Raw genomic sequence first — 16782 nt, 5'->3', positions numbered from 1 at the left:
ACCGCCCGGCGGTCTCATTTCGATTTTGGTCATTCGCCGGAGGCAAGTTTCTCCTGGCTTCTGGATTTTAGATAGGCATTGATAAACCCGTCCAGATCGCCGTCCATCACGGCGTCGATGTTGCCTGATTCAAAGCCGGTCCGATGATCTTTCGCCATTGTGTAGGGCATAAACACATAAGAGCGAATCTGGGAGCCCCACGCGATTTCCTTCTGCACGCCCTTGATATCGTCAATGCGTTCCAGGTGCTCGCGCTCCTTGATTTCCATCAGCTTGGATTTGAGCATTCTCATGGCGACGTCGCGGTTCTGGTACTGGCTGCGTTCCACCTGGCAGGCAACGACGATCCCCGTTGGAATATGCGTCAGCCGGACGGCGGAGGAGGTCTTGTTGACCTTCTGCCCGCCGGCGCCGCTCGCGCGGTAATAGTCGATTTTAATATCGTCGGGGTTGATTTCCACTTCGATCGTGTCGTCGATTTCCGGCATTACCTCCAGCGAAGCAAACGAAGTATGCCTGCGTCCGGAAGCGTCGAACGGTGAGATGCGGACCAGTCGGTGGACGCCCGACTCGCCCCGCAGAAAGCCGTATGCGTTTTCTCCGCTGACGAGGATGCTGGCGCTTTTCAAGCCCGCTTCTTCGCCGTCCAGATAATCGAGCGTCTGCACGGTAAATCCGTGGCGCTCGCCCCAGCGGCAGTACATGCGGTACAGCATCTCCGCCCAATCCTGAGCCTCCGTGCCGCCCGCGCCCGCGTGAAACGTCAGAATCGCGTTTTTCGCGTCGTACTCGCCGGTCAAGAGCGTTGTCAGCCGCATGGAATCAAGCCCCTCGCGGAACTCGTTCAGCTCTTGCTGCGCCTGCGGCAGCAGAGAAAGATCGCTTTCTTCATCCGCCAGTTCAATCAAGGCCATCAGGTCTTCATAAGCGGATTTCAGGCGTTCATAAGATTCTATTTTATTTTTGAGTGAGCTGGACCTTTGAAGAATTTTCTGCGATTTTTCCATGTTATCCCAAAAATCCGGCGCAGTCGCCTTCTGGTCCAGCTCGGCAATTTCCTTGCGCATGCCGTCAAGGCCGAGTGCGTCGGCCAGTTCCTTCAGCTCCGGCTCCAGGCCCTGCAGCGAAAGCCGAAGTTCTTCATATTGCAGCATCCTATCATCCTTCAGAATAAAATCTATCCGTTTAATTATAGATTATTTTAAGGTTAAAGTCAAAAAATACTTTGTGAACCCGCTGCGTCCTTTTTCCAAATCAGGATCAAGCAGGCGCTGATTTTGTCTGAATGATCCAAATTTATGAATTAGTTGAAAACTTATGAGGCAAAACATTGAAGTTTTCCCGAATTTTTTATACAATGGAAACATTGAAGGAGGTTCCAGTATGACGAATTATGTCGGTTTGAAATGTCCGGTCTGCGGCAAGACATTCACGGCCGAGGACGATATTGTAGTCTGCCCCCAATGCGGGGCGCCGTATCATCGGGACTGCTACGCGAAAGCCGGAAAATGTGTCTACGAAGACAAGCACGGCACGCCGGACGCCTGGGCGCCGCCCAGACAGCATAATGAGGACGGAACTCAGGGTAGGACGAAGCGGTGCCCGCGCTGCGGTTCTTTTAACTCCGACCAGGCCCTGTTCTGTGAGCACTGCGGCCAGTCTCTGTCCTCTGACCGCCCGGAATACCCGGGCGTTACACCGTCCCCGCCCAACCGGACGCCGAACAACGCCCCGTTTGGCGGGCAGGGAAACAATCCACCGCCGCCATATGGAAATTACGGGCAGACCGGCTTCCCCGGTGGCCCGCCGCCGTATTACCCTTCCGTCGGCATTCCGAATCCCAACGAACCGATTGACGATATTCCGGTTGGCGACGTCGCGCGTTTTGTCCAGAGCAACTCGCAGTACTACCTGCCTGTTTTTATGAACCTGAAAAAATTTGGGAAAAACAGGTTTAATTTCTGCGCCTTTCTTTTTCCCGGAGCATGGATGCTTTACCGGAAAATGTACAAAGTCGGTTCCATCGTTACGGCGGTTATGTTCGGCCTGTACATAGCGTCCGCCTGGGTATCCGAGCATTTTCTAAACCCGATTTACCAGTCCCTGTTCCTGCAAACCGGCATTGCCGGCGACACGCTGACCCCAAGCAACGAGCAGATTGAAAAGCTGATGGGATTAATCGCACAACTTCCCACTTATCAGCTCTATTTGATGATGGTGCCGGCTCTTGTATTTTTCGCCCAGTTGATCCTGATGTTTATTTTCGGTTTTTCCGGAAACCGTATGTATTTAAAACACTGCATCGGCAAAATCGGCGCGATTCGGCAAGAAACCGCCCGTCCCTCGGAAAGCGCCGTCCGGATGCAGGAAGAGGGCGGCGTTAACATCTCCCTCGCAATCTGTCTTGGAATATGCTATTTAATTCTTTCTTACATCCCATCCATCTTTTATTAGGAGAATTCAGATATGAAAGTTACAAAAGCCGTTATTCCGGCGGCGGGGCTCGGAACCAGAGTCCTGCCCGCCACCAAATCCATGCCGAAAGAAATGCTCCCGATTGTGGACAAGCCGGCCATACAGTATATTGTGGAAGAGGCGGTCCGTTCCGGCATAACGGATATTCTGATTATTACAAACCGGGGCAAGGGCCTGATCGAAGATCATTTTGACCGCGTGCCGGAGCTTGAGGCAAGACTGAACAAAAGCGGCGCGGATAAGGAAGAAATTCTAAAGGAGATCGTCGGTATCGCCCACAAAGCCAATTTCTACTTTGTCCGTCAAAAAGAAACCCGGGGGCTGGGCCACGCCGTCGGCTGTGCGCGATCCTTCGTCGGAGACGAGCCGTTTGCCGTTCTCTACGGAGACGACGTCATCATCGGAGAAGACCCCGCCTGCGCCCAGCTGATCCGGGCCTATGAAGAATACGGCAAAGGCGTTCTGGGCGTGAAAAAGGTTTCAAAAGAAGCAATCGGGAAATATAGCTCGCTGAAGGTTGAGCCATTGAAGGACAACTGGTTTTCCTGCACCGACATGGTTGAAAAACCGACGCCGGACAAGGTGCTTTCCCTCTACTCCATCTTGGGCCGCTGCGTTCTGACCCCCGAAATTTTTGACATTCTGGACCATACGGACCCCGGCGCGGGCGGAGAGATTCAGCTGACCGACGCCATGCGCACCCTCGCGCGGCGCGACGGCATGGTCGCGGTCGATTACACCGGAACGCGCTATGACATGGGCAACAAACTGGGAATCATGAAAGCTCAGGTTGAGGTGGGCCTGAACCATCCGGAAATCGGGCCGGAATTCCGTGAGTATCTGAAAGAAATCTGCAAATCGCTGTAGCGCGCGGGACTAATTTTCTATTGACGGATTCCGCGCCGGCTGATATAATAAAGCTTGATAAGCCGCTTTCGCGGCTTTTATCCTTGCTCCGGGCTCTGTTCCGGGGCCATAAGTCCAGAAGGAGGTGTTTTAACAATGGCAGATGTAAAAATTTCCTATGAAACCGTATTTATTCTTTCCGCTAAGCTGGGAGAAGAAGGGATTACTTCCACCGTTCAGAAGTTCAAGGATCTGATCGCGGAAAACGGCACCATCGACAATGTTGACGAATGGGGCAAGCGCAGACTGGCTTACCCGATCCACAAGGAAGAAGAGGGCTATTACACGCTGATCGCCTTTACCAGTTCTCCGGACTTCACTGCGGAACTGGACCGTATTTACAACATTACCGACGGCGTACTCCGTTCCCTGACCGTAAAGAAGGAAGCTCCGGAAAAGAAACCGGAAACGGACAAGACGGAAGAGAAAAAGGAAGCGTGACCTGAAATGCTGAATGTCGCTGTTTTAATGGGAAGACTCGTCGCGGACCCCGAACTTCGGCATACGCCGAACGGAATCTCCGTAACCAGTTTTACCATTGCCGTGGATCGATCCTATGTAAAAGCCGGCGCCGATCGTCAGACGGACTTTATTGATGTCGTGGCATGGCGCAACACCGCTGAATTTGTCTGCAAATATTTCCGCAAAGGCCAGCTGGCCGCCGTTCAGGGTTCCATTCAGACCCGGTCTTACACCGACAAGGACGGAAATAAGCGCAAGGCAGTTGAAATTATTGCCGACAACGTCCATTTTGCAGAACCAAAGCGTGAAGGAACAACTTCTTCCGGCAATTATTCCGCCCGGACCGGGAATCCGACGAATGATCGCAGTGAGCAGCCGGCGCCCGCGTATGCAAACGGCGATACAGATGATTTCGAGGAAATCCCGTCCGACGACGATCTTCCCTTCTGACCAACCATTTAGTGTGTAAATAAATAAGGAGGTTTCTCATGGCTGACAATCAGGACAGACCCGTAAGGGAGCGCAGAGGCGGCCGCAAAGGCCGTAAAAAGGTCTGCAGCTTCTGCGTGGATAAAGTCGATACCATTGATTATAAAGATGTCGCAAAGCTTCGCCGCTTTGTCTCTGAGCGGGCTAAAATTCTTCCCCGCAGAGTTACCGGCACCTGCGCTCATCACCAGCGCGAACTGACCGTAGCAATCAAGCGTGCGCGTCACCTTGCTCTGCTTCCGTTCAGCAGCGACTGAGCCGGACAAGTTAAAATGCTGTCCTGGAATTCGGCGAAGCCGGTGCCGGGACAGTTTTTCTTTATATGGTCAGTGGTTCACCAAATTTAAGGCCGGGGCTTTTGCCCCGGCCTTGTGCATCCTTATTTTTAGCCGCCGGAAGAGGCACCTGACGAACTGGAGGGGTTCGGTCCTTTACTGACGACAATAACAACTTTGGACCCGTATGCCATCTGACTGCCTTCTTTTGCGTCCTGATAACCGATGACAAGGCCGGACGGGACCGTCCTGCTGTACGCTTCCGCTTTGGTCGGAACAAATCCCGCCGAAGTCACATCTTCAGAAGCATCCGGCAGAGTCTCCCCCGCGATCTCAGGGAGAGTCCTCACAGCCGTCCCTTCGCTGACGACCACCACAATGGCCGTTCCCTTCGCCATCTTACCGTCTGCCGCCGGCTGCTGCGAGATAATGCACCCCTCCGGAACCGTATCGGAAAACTGCCTGGAAGAAAGAAGAACCTGGTACTCTGTTTGAGTGTTGGACGATACGGCGGCAACCAGCTGGTCATAATTTTGTCCCACCAGATTCGGAACGGTGATCTGTTCTTCAGCGGAAGAATCCTGCGTCATCATTTTCGCGGAGTACTGCTGCCCCGAAGATTCCGAGGATGCAGCCGACGAAGTCTCCGCCGTGGTTCCGGTCGCCAGATCACGGCTGTCGGCAGGAGTCCGGCTGATCCAGAAGACCCCGATTGCCGTAAAAACGACCAGCATCACGGTGCATGAGGCAAGAACCCAGACAAACCCCGGCAATTCACGCTTCTTCTTTTTCTCGCTCCTCTGCTGACGGGATTCGGCGTTTGTCTGAACCTGGCCGATCCGTCTGGTTTCCTCCAGCGCGGCGGTTACCGCGGGTGCGAGAGAAAGCTCTGTCCGCAGGCGTTCGAAGGTCGGCGTCCGGCGGTCCGGGGATACCTGAAGCGCATTGGCCAGCGCGGTAACCAAATGGGGCGGCAAAGTATGAAGCACAGCCGTGGGAATATAAAGACGAGAGTCGTTCCTTCTCTTTAACGCGTCGGGCGGAAGAGTTCCGGTCAGCGCAAAAAACAGAGATGCGGCAAAGCCGTATACGTCTGTCGCCTCGTCCGGTTTATAGTCCATGATATACTGCTCGATTGCCGCGCAGCCGGGAATCATATCCGGCGGCAGGTCGGTGTCCATCTGCCGGACGGCCCCGATGGAAAACCCGCCGAGCTTCATGCGGCCGTCCTCCATGATGGAAAGCGTATCCGGGGAAATTCCAAGATGCCCGATGGAATGGGTGTGAAGGACGCTCAGCGCCGAAAGGACAGGCATAAAAAGCTGCCTTGCGGTATTCCAGCTGAGCCTTCCTCCGCTTCTTTCTACAAAATAACGCAGCGTAATGCTGTCGTTCCACTCCGAAACGGTATACGCCGTGTGGTTTTCTTCGAAGATGTCATAAATCTGCAAAATTGCGGAAAGCTCCCGCATATGGGCAATTTCTCTTGAATAGCTTAAGAAATGAGCAAAGGACTCGTTGAAAATAATCTCACTGCCGCCGATGACCCGCACATCCGCTCCGTTGGCGGCTCTTTCGCTGAGTGTCTGAGGAAAAAATTCATGCAGCTCGATCGGAATGTTCAGGACGGTGTCATATCCGATGTAAGTGATTCCCTCTCCGTTGCTTCTTTGGACCGCGCCGACCAGATACCGATTTTGCAGCATCGTTTTCAGCGGAAGGGCATGCTTCATCTGAGGCTCATCCCCGCGGCACCCGCAGTGTGCGGACAAGCCCCTTCTTCTGTTTTTTCGGACATGCAGTTCATACACAGATTTGCCGGATCAGTCATATTGCCGCCTCCGAACCATTCATCACGATCTTTGCCGAGTTTGTTTAGTTTTCTTCATCCTGGTCCGAATTATCCCAGTTGTGCCATACGTTCTGCACGTCGTCGTTGTCTTCCAGAGTGTCGAGCAAACGCTGCATTTTCAAAGCCGCATCTGATTCTTCCAGTTTCACAGTCGTACTGGGGACCATTTCGACTTCGGCAGATACGAATTCATAGCCTTTCTTTTCAAGATCGTTCAGAACGCCGCTGAAATCATCCGGCTCCGTGTCAATTTCAAAGACGTCGTCATCCGACTGGAAATCGGACGCGCCTGCTTCCAGTCCGTCCTCCATCACCTTGTCTTCCGAAAGGCCTTCTTTTTCAATTAAAATAACGCCCTTGCGTTCAAAAAGGAAGGAAACGCAGCCGTTTTGGCCGAGGTTTCCGCCGAACTTGTCAAAATAATGCCTGATATCGCCGGCGGTGCGGTTGCGGTTATCCGTCAGAGTTTCCACAATGACGGCAATTCCGCTCGGGCCATAGCCCTCGTACTGGATGGTCTCGTATTTATTTTCGTCCCCTTCGCCCGCAGCTTTCTTGATGATGCGCTCAATATTGTCGTTAGGAACATTGGCAGCTTTTGCCTTTGCAATGCAGTCCCTTAAGCGGGAATTTGCATTCGGGTCCGGTCCGCCGCCCTGTTTCACCGCCACGGCCAGTTCGCGCCCGATTTTTGTAAAGACCTTCGCCTTGGCTCCGTCTGTTTTTTCTTTTTTCCGCTTAATATTATTCCATTTTGAATGGCCCGACATAAAAAAAGTCCTCCAAACTTTAAATAGCACTTGTTTTTCATCATAGCACAGTTTTCCGGAAATGGCAAGCAGGGCCGGGGACCCTCTAGATCAGGGTGCCTTCGTCGCAGTAAGAACACAGAAGCATGTCCCCGGCCTCCGTAAACAGGCCCGGCAAATAATGTTCCGTCTGTGTGATACATTTGGGGTTGGAGCAGCGGTGCGGATGCGTGGAACGCGGAATTTTTCTTTTTTCGGCCTGTCCCGGCTCTGCAGAATGGTCAGAATCAGGGCCATTCTGGCATACATGCCGTAGACCGTCTGGTCAAAATAAGAAGCGCGCGGGTCGTTGTCCACATCGACCGTGATTTCGTCCACGCGGGGCAGCGGATGCAGTATTTTCAAATCCGGTCTGGCGCTTCTGAGTTTTACGCCGTCCAGAACAAAGACTCCCTTTTGCCGCTCGTATTCCTCAAGACTTGCAAAACGCTCCTGCTGAATCCGGGTCATATACAGCACGTCAAGTTCCGGAAGAGCCTGCTCAAGGCTTGCCGCTTCGGTGTAGCAGCAGCCCGCGGCGTCCATAACGTCCCGCACATATTTCGGCAGCGCCAGTTCCGGGGTGGAAATCAGAACAAAAGAGGAACCTGGAAAACGGGTCATCGTCCGAATCAGCGAATGGACGGTTCTTCCGTTTTTCAGGTCCCCGCACAGGCCGATCCTCAAATGATCCAGCCTTCCCTTTTCATTATATAAGGTCACAAGGTCCGTCAGCGTCTGCGTGGGATGCAGATGCCCGCCGTCCCCCGCGTTGATAATGGGAGACTTTGAATAAAGCGAAGCCGCGGCCGCGGCACCTTCCCGGGGATTCCGCATCACAATCACATCCGCATACCCGCTGACAACCGTGATGGTATCCTTCAGGCTTTCCCCCTTGGAAACCGACGTATTTTCCGGATTGTCAAAACCGATCACTTCGCCGCCAAGACGGTACATTGCCGTCTGAAACGACATTTTTGTGCGCGTGGAAGGCTCGTAGAACAGCGTCGCCATTATTTTGCCGCGGCACGACTCCCGATAGGCCCAGGGGTTCTTGCGGATACTGTCGGAAAGCGCGATCAAATCCATGATTTCTTCCACGGAAAGCTGGTCCAGATCTATCATGTCATAAAGCTGCATCAGGTTCACCCCGTACTTTCTCTATTGATTTCGAGTAATATTTTAACATCGCGGCGGCAAAAGTACAAGACGGACTTTCAATTTTAAAAAAGAATCCCTTGACAGATTTGCTATGATTGAATTAGAATGAGTTGTTAACATATAAACGACTGAAGAAATGGCAGGGCATTGCGATGAAAATTGGATTGGATGTTGGCTCCACCACAATAAAATGCGTCGTCATGGATGAAACAGGCAATATTTTGTATCGTTCCTATGAACGGCATTACTCCAAAATCACTGAAAAAATGACGGAACTTCTGGAAAAAGTCCGCCGTGAATTCAGTCTGGACGAGACGGCAAAGCTGACTGTTTCAGGCTCCGCCGGAATGGGAATCTCCCAGACCTGCGGCCTTCCCTTTGTTCAGGAGGTTTACGCGACACGCATCGCGGTCGGAAAACTGATCCCCGACGCGGACGTGATTATAGAGCTCGGCGGAGAAGACGCAAAAATTCTATTTCTTTCCGGCGGACTGGAAGTGCGCATGAACGGTTCCTGTGCGGGCGGAACCGGCGCCTTTATCGATCAGATGGCTACCCTTTTGAATGTTTCGTTGGAGGAAATGGACAGCCTCGCAGCCCGGTATGAGAAAATTTACACCATCGCTTCACGCTGCGGGGTCTTTGCGAAGTCGGACGTTCAGCCGCTGCTGAACCAGGGCGCAAGGGCAACGGACATCTCCGCCAGTATTTTCGCCGCCGTCGCAAACCAGACGATTGCCGGTCTTGCTCAGGGCCGGCCAATCCGCGGCAAGGTGGTTTATCTGGGCGGGCCGCTGACTTTTCTGCCGCAGCTGCGCGACAGCTTCGACCGCGCGCTGAAGGTAACCGGCGTCTGCCCGGAGAACTCCCTCTATTATGTCGCCATCGGTGCGGCCTACTGCGGAGCGGTTGAGACAAATCTTGTGGAAGCTCTGGAAAGCATCCGGAAATACGGTTCCACCGGCAGCTTTCTCTCCATTCCTCCTCTGTTTCGGAATGCGGCGGAATATGAAGAATTCTGCCAAAGGCATGCGCAGTGCAAAGCTCCGCGCGGCGACATCGGTAAATACAGCGGTGACGCCTTTCTGGGCGTCGACGCGGGTTCCACCACCGTCAAAGCGGTACTGCTCGGCAGGGACGCGGAAATTTTGGACTCCATCTACAAGAGCAATTCCGGCAACCCGGTCCCCATCATCCGGGAATATCTGCTCGGTATTGATCAAAAATACCCAAGCCTCCGTATTTCAAAGAGCGCGGTCACAGGCTACGGAGAAGAGCTTCTGAAAAACGCGTTCGGAATCGACTACGGAATTGTGGAAACCGTCGCGCATTTTACCGCCGCCAAACACTTCCGCCCAAACGTCGATTTTGTCATCGACATCGGCGGGCAGGACATGAAATGCTTTAAAATTCGCAATGGCGCCGTGGACAATATTTTTTTGAACGAAGCCTGCTCTTCCGGCTGCGGTTCGTTTCTGCAGACGTTTGCCAACACGCTCGGCTACGAAATTCCGGAATTCGCCAAGCTCGGGCTGTTCGCGGAGCATCCCGTGGACCTGGGCTCCCGCTGCACCGTGTTTATGAATTCCCAGGTCAAGCAGGCGCAGAAGGACGGCGCGACCACGGAGGATATTTCCGCCGGCCTTTCGGTCAGCGTGGTGAAAAACGCGATCTACAAGGTCATCCGCGTACCGAACGCCGAAGAACTCGGGAGAAATATCGTCGTTCAGGGCGGAACCTTTCTGAACGACGCGGTACTGCGCGTTTTTGAAAAGGAGCTCGGCGTGGAGGTCACCAGACCCGACATCTCCGGTCTGATGGGCGCCTACGGCGCGGCGCTTTACGCCATGGGCAAACCGGCGGCGCAAACCACGCTGATAGGGCCGGAAGAACTCGAAAATTTCAAGCACGAAGTAAAAGTAACCAACTGCGGTTTGTGCAGCAATCACTGCAGGCTGACCATCAATATTTTCGGCGGGAACCGGCGCTTTATCGGCGGGAACCGCTGCGAAAAACCCGTAACCAAGCGCAACTCGAAAAGCGAGCTGAACATGGTCGCCTACAAAATGGATCTTCTGGCTTCCTACCGCAAATCCGAACCGGGGCCAAGAGGAAAAATCGGGATTCCCATGGGACTCAACCTGTACGAGCTGCTCCCGTTCTGGCACAGCTTTTTTACCTCCCTCGGGTTTGAAGTGGTGGTCTCCCCGATGTCGGACCGCGAACTGTACCTGAACGGGCAGAGCACCATCCCGTCCGACACCGTCTGCTTCCCCGCGAAGCTGATGCACGGCCATGTGCAGGCGCTGATCGACGAAGGGATTCAGAATATCTTTTACCCCTGCATGTCGTACAACTTCGACGAAGGAATCTCCGACAACCATTACAACTGCCCGGTTGTCGCCTATTATCCGGAAGTGATCGCCGCCAACATGAGCACTCTCGAGGGCCGCAACCTGATTCACGATTACGTCGGCATTCACCGCAAGCGCGACTTCCCGGTCAAAATGCACGCCATTCTGCAAAAAAGCTTTCCTGACATCACCGTGCGAGAAGTGAAGCGCGCTGCGAAAGCGGCATACGGCGAATACGACCGGTACATGGAACAGGTCCGGCAAAGGGGCGACGAGATGATCGCGCAGGCGGAGCGGGAAAAGCTTCCGATCATTATTCTAAGCGGCCGGCCTTATCATTTGGATCCGGAAATCAACCACGGCATCGACAAGCTGATCGTCAGTCTGGGCGCCGCCGTCATTACGGAGGACATCGTCAGCCGAAGAGTCGGCAAAGTACATACGGATGTTTTAAACCAGTGGACATATCACGCAAGACTGTACGCCGCGGCAAAATACGTCTGTTCCAGACCGGATATGAATCTGGTTCAGCTGGTTTCGTTCGGCTGCGGAGTCGACGCGATTACAACCGATGAAGTCCGAAGGATTCTGGAAGAGGGCGATAAAATCTACACGCAGATCAAAATTGATGAAATCACAAACCTTGGCGCGGTGAAAATCAGGCTGCGCAGCCTGTTCGCCGCTCTGGAACCGTGAGGGGTGCGACTATGGCAAAGCTGAAATACAACAAGCAGGGGCGTCTTCTGTTTACAAAGGAAATGAAAAAGGATTACACCATCCTGTGTCCGATGATGGCGCCGATTCACTTCCGGCTGATTGTCAATGTTATGAAAAACTGCGGCTATCATTTTGAACTGCTGAGCACAACCGGTCCCAACATCGTACAGGAGGGGCTCAAATACGTTCATAACGACACCTGTTACCCTGCTCTTCTTGTCATCGGGCAATTTATTGACGCGCTGCATTCCGGAAAATACGACCTAAACAAGACCGCGCTGATTATAACCCAAACCGGCGGCGGTTGCCGCGCCTCCAACTACATCCATCTGCTGCGCAAGGCGCTGAAGAAAGCCGGCCTGGAACAGGTTCCCGTGATTTCTCTTAATCTGTCGTTTCTGGAACGGAACCCGGGCTTTCAGATCACGCTTTCCATGGTGCGGAAATTTGTCGCAGGCGTTGTTTACGGCGACGCGCTGATGCTGCTGCACAATCAGACGGAGGCTTACGAAATCAATAAGGGTGACAGCGGGCAAAAGGTTGAAAAATGGATTGCGGACCTTTCGGAGCAGTTTAACCGGGGCCGCGGCCTGTCTCTGAAAGAACAAAGGAAAAACCTGAACGCGATCGTTCAAGATTTCGCCGCCGTTCCGGTTCGGAAAACGCCAAAGGTCAAAGTCGGTATCGTCGGCGAAATCTATGTGAAATACGCTGCGCTGGGGAACAACAATCTGGAGGAATTTCTGCGCGGGCAGGACTGTGAAATCAACGTTCCCGGTATTATGGGCTTCGCGCTGTTCAAGGTGGACAACCGTCTGGAGGACATCCGCCTGTACGGGGGAAGCCCGGCGAAAAAATTTGTGGTGCAAAAACTGATGAACTACCTGACGAAAATGCAGGACATTCTGATTGACGCGGTCAAAACCGAGCCAAAGTTTCTTGCACCGACTCCTTATACTCACACCAAAAGCCTTGTCAAGGACATTATCGGTTACGGTGATAAAATGGGAGAAGGCTGGCTGCTGACGGCCGAAATGATGGAGCTGACCGAACAGGGCTATGAAAACATCGTCTGCGCGCAGCCGTTCGGCTGTCTGCCGAACCATATCTGCGGCAAGGGTATGATCCACAAAATCAAAGCCGTTGACGAGCGCTCCAACATCGTTCCAATCGATTACGACCCCAGCGCGACCAGAGTCAACCAGGAAAACAGGATCAAGCTGATGCTGGCCGTGGCAAGAGAAAAACTTCCAAATCAGAAAGGAAATATTAACCAACAGAGTAAATAAATATTTGTTTATTTCTCCAGAATTATCTTTTCCGGATAAAAACATATTGCATAGATTCTTTTTGTGATTTATACTTTTCTTATGCAATAGTTCCTGCCAATAAGTAAAATGGCAAATCCGCCGAAAGACGGAGACGCAAAGCCAAGGGGCTAAACCCGACAGGGCATGCCAGCCGGTTGCACTTTTCACCGCAAATTCTCATGCGGTGATGGATTGGAGGAGTCATTCCGTGAAAGGGAAATCGTTCTGGTTTTTGATTTTAGGTTTTTCATTGTCCGAAATTCTGACCGCGTTACTGACAGACGGATTCCATAGAATTGCGGCGGAATCCGTGATCCTCTCCTCATTGGTTTCACTCGTCCTTCTTTTGGCGATCTGGTACCGTTATGTAGACAAACCAACCTCTGATTTTCTGGATGCGATCAACCGGGCGATGAGGGGTGATTTTCGCGCCCGATTTTCCTGTTATGATGAAAACGATAATTTTCATCGGTTGTCCGTTTCTTTCAACCGTCTGATGACCTGCGTTGAAAATCAAACGGAAGAATTGAAAGAAAGCCGAAGACTGCAAATTCAGCTGTATGAAAATGAAAAGATATACAGGTCCGCGCTTGAATTAACCTGCGAACGCATCTTTGAGGCGGACTTGACCCATAACCGTCTGATTTACGGGCTTGAGGGTTATCAAAGAGCTTTTTCATTCTTAAACACCGAAATGTTTGACGATATGATTCACAGCATTGCGGATCATGCCGTTTATGAAGAAGATCAAGAGAAATTTTTTCAAACCTTCGACCGGCGAAACCTGCTGGAAACTTTCCGTGCTTCGCAAATCCCCGAGATCACCCTTGAATACCGCCAGCGGCTGCCTTCCGGCACATTAAAATGGGTTTCTTCTTCCGTCATCCGGAGCGGGAATTCCGGTGACGGGCTGAAAGTGATCGGTTACGTCAAGAATATTGACGAGCGTAAAAAACAGGAGCTGGAAATTTTAAAGCAGTCGCGCAAAGACGGTTTGACAGGCATTTACAACAAGAGCTTCACCCAAACTCTGATTGAGGATTTTCTGGCGGGGACGGGAAAGAGCGGCCGCCACGCCGCCATCATGATCGACATTGACAATTTCAAGCGGATCAACGATACGCTGGGGCACATTCAGGGGGATACGGCTCTTTCACAGGTTGCGCAGAAATTGTCCGGGCTGTTTCGCTGCTCCGATATCGTGGGCAGAATCGGCGGCGATGAATTTTTTGTGTTTATGAAGGACTATTCCTCCTCCGACACCCTAACGGAAAAACTGAACGCGGTCAAAAATCTGTTCGGCGAAATCCGCCTTGAGGACTCTTCGTACCGAGTCAGCGGCAGTGTCGGCGTGTCCCTGTATCCGGAAGACGGAGCGGAATATCGGGAACTATACAAAAAAGCGGATCACGCACTGTATTATTCAAAAGCCCACGGTAAAAACCAGTACCATATTTATGTCGGAAACACGGCGGAAAATCAGAAGGACGTTTCTTCTAAGATGCAAATGATTCAAAATCCGGCTACATAGGCTGCAGAGAAAATGGCCCGCGCACTGCGCGGGCCATTTTCCGTTATCTTTCAGCGGCTCCACTTGTCACAGAGCGAATTGATCTGATCCGCAAATTTTGCGAGGTCCTTGTTTGCGCCCCCCTCGTTTTCCTGAATCACGCGCGTCAGACGGCGTCCAGCCTCCACCAGACGCGCGAACGCGGCCTGAACCCTTCTGGCCTTTGCCTTCGCATGCATGGGTTCGACGCCCTCATTCACAATCGAATTGCTCAAAAGATCCGCAACGGCCTGGAAATTCGGGGCATAGGCCTGGTAGCCGAGGGCGTTGAGGTTTTCCGTAAACTCACGGCAGATTTCCTGCTCGCCGTGCACGACGAACACACGTCTGGGTTTCTGCGTAAACGCGCCGATCCAGCGCAGAAGTCCGTTGTGGTCCGCGTGGCCGGAAAGAGCTTTAAAATTATGAATCTGTGCCTTGACGGCGATCTCCTCGCCGAACAGCTTCACCTGTTTTGCTCCGTCAACCAGAATCCGGCCGAGCGTGCCGTTGGCCTGATACCCGACAAAAACGACGGCGCACTCGCTCCGCCACAGATTGTGCTTTAAATGATGGCGGATGCGGCCCGCTTCACACATTCCGCTTGAGGAAATAATCACTTTGGGAACGCCGTCCATGTTTAAGCTCCTGGATTCTTCCACACTTTCACAGAGATGCAGATTGGAAAAACGGAGAGGTCGGAAGCCTTCGCGGAGAACGCGGACGGTATCCTGATCCGCGTAGCCGGTCAGGTCGCCGCTGTAAATTTCCGTCGCTTCGGCCGCGAGGGGACTGTCCACATAAACCGGAAAATCAGGCACGCTTTTGACCAGCCCTCTCGCTTTCATTTCCCGGATAAAATAGAGCAGCTCCTGCGTGCGGCCCACCGCAAAACTGGGGATGACTACATTGCCACCCGCCGCCAGCGTCTGATCAAATACCTTCGCAAGGTCCGGAATATAGTTGGCGATCGGGTCATGCTCCCGGTTGCCGTACGTGGATTCCATCACCACATAATCCGCTTCCCTAATATACTGCGGGTCGCGGATAATAGGTTGATTCAGATTGCCGATGTCGCCGGAGAACACGATTTTTTTCACTTCGCCGTTTTCTTCCGCCCACAGCTCCACCGAGGCGGAGCCAAGCAGATGTCCGGCGTCCACCATCCGGAACCGGACCCCCTCGCAGACCTGCACCATGTCCCCGTAAACACAGGGTTCCAGGCGCTCGATCGTGTCCTGAGCATCCTCAACCGTGTAAAGCGGTTCCTCCGGATTTTTCCCGGCCCGCTTTCCCTTCCTGTTTTCGTTCATTGCATCCATTTCCTGAATGTGAGCGCTGTCCCGCAGCATAATGGAAAGCAAATCGCAGGTGGCGCCCGTCGCATGGATTTTGCCCCGGTATCCGTTTTTCACCAGCAGCGGAAGACGTCCGCTGTGGTCGATATGCGCGTGTGTCACGATGACAGAATCAATCTGCTGCGCGGAAAAGGGAAACTCCCTATTGTCGCCGCCGTCCGCACCCTGCAAAAGCCCGCAGTCAATCAGAATCCGTTTTCCGCAGGCCTCCAGGCAATGGCAGCTCCCCGTCACTTCTTTGTCCGCTCCGTAAAAAATCAGCTGCATTTGTTATCCTCTCTTTCCTCGTCCAATTTGGTCCCTTCCCGGAGAATCAATTCAACCGGGCAGTGATCGCTTCCCATCACTTCCGTCAGAATTCCGCTGTCTTCAATTCTGCCCCGCAGCAGGTCGGAAACCAGAAAATAGTCAATACGCCAGCCGGCGTTTTTTTCTCTGGCGTGAAACATGTAAGACCACCAGGAATAAGCGACCCGGTCCGGATAAAGCCAGCGGAAGCTGTCCGTAAATCCGCATCCGAGCAGTCGGGTCATCTTCTCCCGTTCCTCCGCGGTGAAACCCGCGTTTTGCTGATTGCTTTTCGGATTTTTGAGATCGATTTCCTCATGGGCCACATTCATGTCCCCGCAGACAATCACAGGCTTTTCCCCATTCAGACAGGTCAGATAGTCACAGAACGCGTCTTCCCACTGCATGCGGTAGAAAAGCCTGGTCAGTTCCCGCTGGGAATTCGGCGTATACACCGTAACAAGATAAAAATCCGGAAATTCCAGCGTAATGCAACGGCCTTCGGTGTCATGCTCCGGCACACCGATTCCGTAATGCACAGAAAGCGGTTCCAGCCGGGAAAAAACCGCCGTACCGGAATATCCCTTTTTCTGTGCCGAATTCCAGTATTGGCGATATCCCGTCAGAATCAGTTCCGCCTGTTCGGGCTGCATTTTTGTTTCCTGAATACAGAAAACATCTGCGTCGGCCCGGTTAAAAAAATCAAGAAACCCCTTATTCAGACAAGCGCGCAGGCCGTTGACATTCCAAGAAATCAGTTTCACCGGTTTTCCTCCCTGTTTTTTACAATAGTATACC

At 52.7% G+C, this 16782-nt stretch carries 14 protein-coding genes, 1 pseudogene and 1 riboswitch; of the genes and pseudogenes, 8 read left to right on the top strand and 7 right to left on the bottom strand.

Annotated elements, in window-relative coordinates; genetic code table 11:
* Positions 1-29: 29 nt before the first annotated feature.
* Entirely contained in the window at positions 30-1154 is a 1125-nt protein-coding gene (prfB, locus tag HCR03_RS19150; protein ID WP_066643572.1) for a peptide chain release factor 2, read from the bottom strand.
* A 229-nt stretch (positions 1155-1383) separates the two neighbouring features.
* Here prfB and HCR03_RS19145 point away from each other — a divergent pair, with 229 nt between their 5' ends.
* From HCR03_RS19145 to rpsR, 5 genes are all read left to right on the top strand, one after another.
* Positions 1384-2454 (top strand): RING finger protein, encoded by a 1071-nt coding sequence (locus HCR03_RS19145; RefSeq protein WP_187035934.1) that lies wholly within the window; start codon positions 1384-1386, stop codon positions 2452-2454.
* Positions 2455-2466: 12 nt separating this feature from the next.
* Complete coding sequence (gene galU / locus HCR03_RS19140) at positions 2467-3342, top strand: UTP--glucose-1-phosphate uridylyltransferase GalU (protein ID WP_066643577.1); 876 nt, start codon at positions 2467-2469, stop codon at positions 3340-3342.
* A 135-nt stretch (positions 3343-3477) separates the two neighbouring features.
* A complete protein-coding gene (rpsF, locus tag HCR03_RS19135; RefSeq protein WP_187035933.1) occupies positions 3478-3822 on the top strand; it encodes a 30S ribosomal protein S6 in 345 nt (114 codons plus the stop codon).
* Positions 3823-3828: 6 nt separating this feature from the next.
* Positions 3829-4293 carry a single-stranded DNA-binding protein gene (locus HCR03_RS19130; protein ID WP_066643581.1) on the top strand — a complete coding sequence of 155 codons (465 nt, stop codon included), beginning with the start codon at positions 3829-3831 and terminating at the stop codon, positions 4291-4293.
* Between the two features lie 38 nt (positions 4294-4331).
* Positions 4332-4589, top strand: coding sequence for a 30S ribosomal protein S18 (rpsR, locus tag HCR03_RS19125; protein WP_066643583.1), 258 nt, complete (start codon positions 4332-4334; stop codon positions 4587-4589).
* A gap of 128 nt (positions 4590-4717) precedes the next feature.
* Here the strand turns inward: rpsR and HCR03_RS19120 are convergent, their stop codons facing one another.
* The 4 genes and pseudogenes from HCR03_RS19120 to pyrB form a co-directional block, all read right to left on the bottom strand.
* Positions 4718-6340, bottom strand: coding sequence for a PASTA domain-containing protein (locus HCR03_RS19120; protein WP_228725029.1), 1623 nt, complete (start codon positions 6338-6340; stop codon positions 4718-4720).
* A gap of 142 nt (positions 6341-6482) precedes the next feature.
* The gene (locus HCR03_RS19115) at positions 6483-7229 is read right to left on the bottom strand and encodes a YebC/PmpR family DNA-binding transcriptional regulator (RefSeq protein ID WP_066643587.1); all 747 of its coding nucleotides are present in this window, start codon (positions 7227-7229) and stop codon (positions 6483-6485) included.
* An 85-nt stretch (positions 7230-7314) separates the two neighbouring features.
* The gene (locus HCR03_RS20210) at positions 7315-7386 is read right to left on the bottom strand and encodes a hypothetical protein (RefSeq protein WP_267459255.1); all 72 of its coding nucleotides are present in this window, start codon (positions 7384-7386) and stop codon (positions 7315-7317) included.
* 155 nt (positions 7387-7541) lie between these two features.
* Positions 7542-8336, bottom strand: a pseudogene (gene pyrB / locus HCR03_RS19110) (aspartate carbamoyltransferase); the annotation flags it as partial.
* 224 nt (positions 8337-8560) lie between these two features.
* On the opposite strand from pyrB, the gene HCR03_RS19105 reads away from it, so the two are divergent.
* From HCR03_RS19105 to HCR03_RS19095, 3 genes are all read left to right on the top strand, one after another.
* Positions 8561-11458: an acyl-CoA dehydratase activase gene (locus HCR03_RS19105; protein ID WP_187035931.1), complete on the top strand. Its 2898-nt coding sequence runs from the start codon at positions 8561-8563 to the stop codon at positions 11456-11458.
* Between the two features lie 11 nt (positions 11459-11469).
* On the top strand, positions 11470-12768 hold the full coding sequence (locus HCR03_RS19100; protein WP_066643592.1) for a 2-hydroxyacyl-CoA dehydratase: 1299 nt from the start codon (positions 11470-11472) through the stop codon (positions 12766-12768).
* A 100-nt stretch (positions 12769-12868) separates the two neighbouring features.
* A riboswitch (cyclic di-GMP riboswitch) is annotated at positions 12869-12952 on the top strand.
* A 45-nt stretch (positions 12953-12997) separates the two neighbouring features.
* The gene (locus HCR03_RS19095) at positions 12998-14320 is read left to right on the top strand and encodes a sensor domain-containing diguanylate cyclase (RefSeq protein WP_187035930.1); all 1323 of its coding nucleotides are present in this window, start codon (positions 12998-13000) and stop codon (positions 14318-14320) included.
* A gap of 50 nt (positions 14321-14370) precedes the next feature.
* On the opposite strand, the gene HCR03_RS19090 is transcribed toward HCR03_RS19095, so the two are convergent.
* A complete protein-coding gene (locus tag HCR03_RS19090) occupies positions 14371-15963 on the bottom strand; it encodes an MBL fold metallo-hydrolase RNA specificity domain-containing protein (RefSeq protein ID WP_187035928.1) in 1593 nt (530 codons plus the stop codon).
* On the bottom strand, positions 15954-16748 hold the full coding sequence (locus HCR03_RS19085) for an exodeoxyribonuclease III (protein ID WP_187035926.1): 795 nt from the start codon (positions 16746-16748) through the stop codon (positions 15954-15956). The genes HCR03_RS19090 and HCR03_RS19085 overlap by 10 nt, the downstream gene beginning before the upstream one ends.
* Positions 16749-16782 lie beyond the last annotated feature (34 nt).

This window comes from Caproicibacter fermentans (genome assembly GCF_014303955.1).
GTDB lineage: Bacteria > Bacillota > Clostridia > Oscillospirales > Acutalibacteraceae > Caproicibacter > Caproicibacter fermentans.
The sequence above is the reverse complement of the archived record's forward strand: the minus strand, read 5'-3'. Positions and strand labels throughout refer to the sequence as shown.

Coding starts and splice junctions, on each gene's coding strand:
- prfB (WP_066643572.1), bottom strand. CDS start 1,154: ATGCTGCAATATGAAGAACTTCGGCTTTCGCTGCAGGGCCTGGAGCCG.
- HCR03_RS19145 (WP_187035934.1), top strand. CDS start 1,384: ATGACGAATTATGTCGGTTTGAAATGTCCGGTCTGCGGCAAGACATTC.
- galU (WP_066643577.1), top strand. CDS start 2,467: ATGAAAGTTACAAAAGCCGTTATTCCGGCGGCGGGGCTCGGAACCAGA.
- rpsF (WP_187035933.1), top strand. CDS start 3,478: ATGGCAGATGTAAAAATTTCCTATGAAACCGTATTTATTCTTTCCGCT.
- HCR03_RS19130 (WP_066643581.1), top strand. CDS start 3,829: ATGCTGAATGTCGCTGTTTTAATGGGAAGACTCGTCGCGGACCCCGAA.
- rpsR (WP_066643583.1), top strand. CDS start 4,332: ATGGCTGACAATCAGGACAGACCCGTAAGGGAGCGCAGAGGCGGCCGC.
- HCR03_RS19120 (WP_228725029.1), bottom strand. CDS start 6,340: ATGAAGCATGCCCTTCCGCTGAAAACGATGCTGCAAAATCGGTATCTG.
- HCR03_RS19115 (WP_066643587.1), bottom strand. CDS start 7,229: ATGTCGGGCCATTCAAAATGGAATAATATTAAGCGGAAAAAAGAAAAA.
- HCR03_RS19105 (WP_187035931.1), top strand. CDS start 8,561: ATGAAAATTGGATTGGATGTTGGCTCCACCACAATAAAATGCGTCGTC.
- HCR03_RS19100 (WP_066643592.1), top strand. CDS start 11,470: ATGGCAAAGCTGAAATACAACAAGCAGGGGCGTCTTCTGTTTACAAAG.
- HCR03_RS19090 (WP_187035928.1), bottom strand. CDS start 15,963: ATGCAGCTGATTTTTTACGGAGCGGACAAAGAAGTGACGGGGAGCTGC.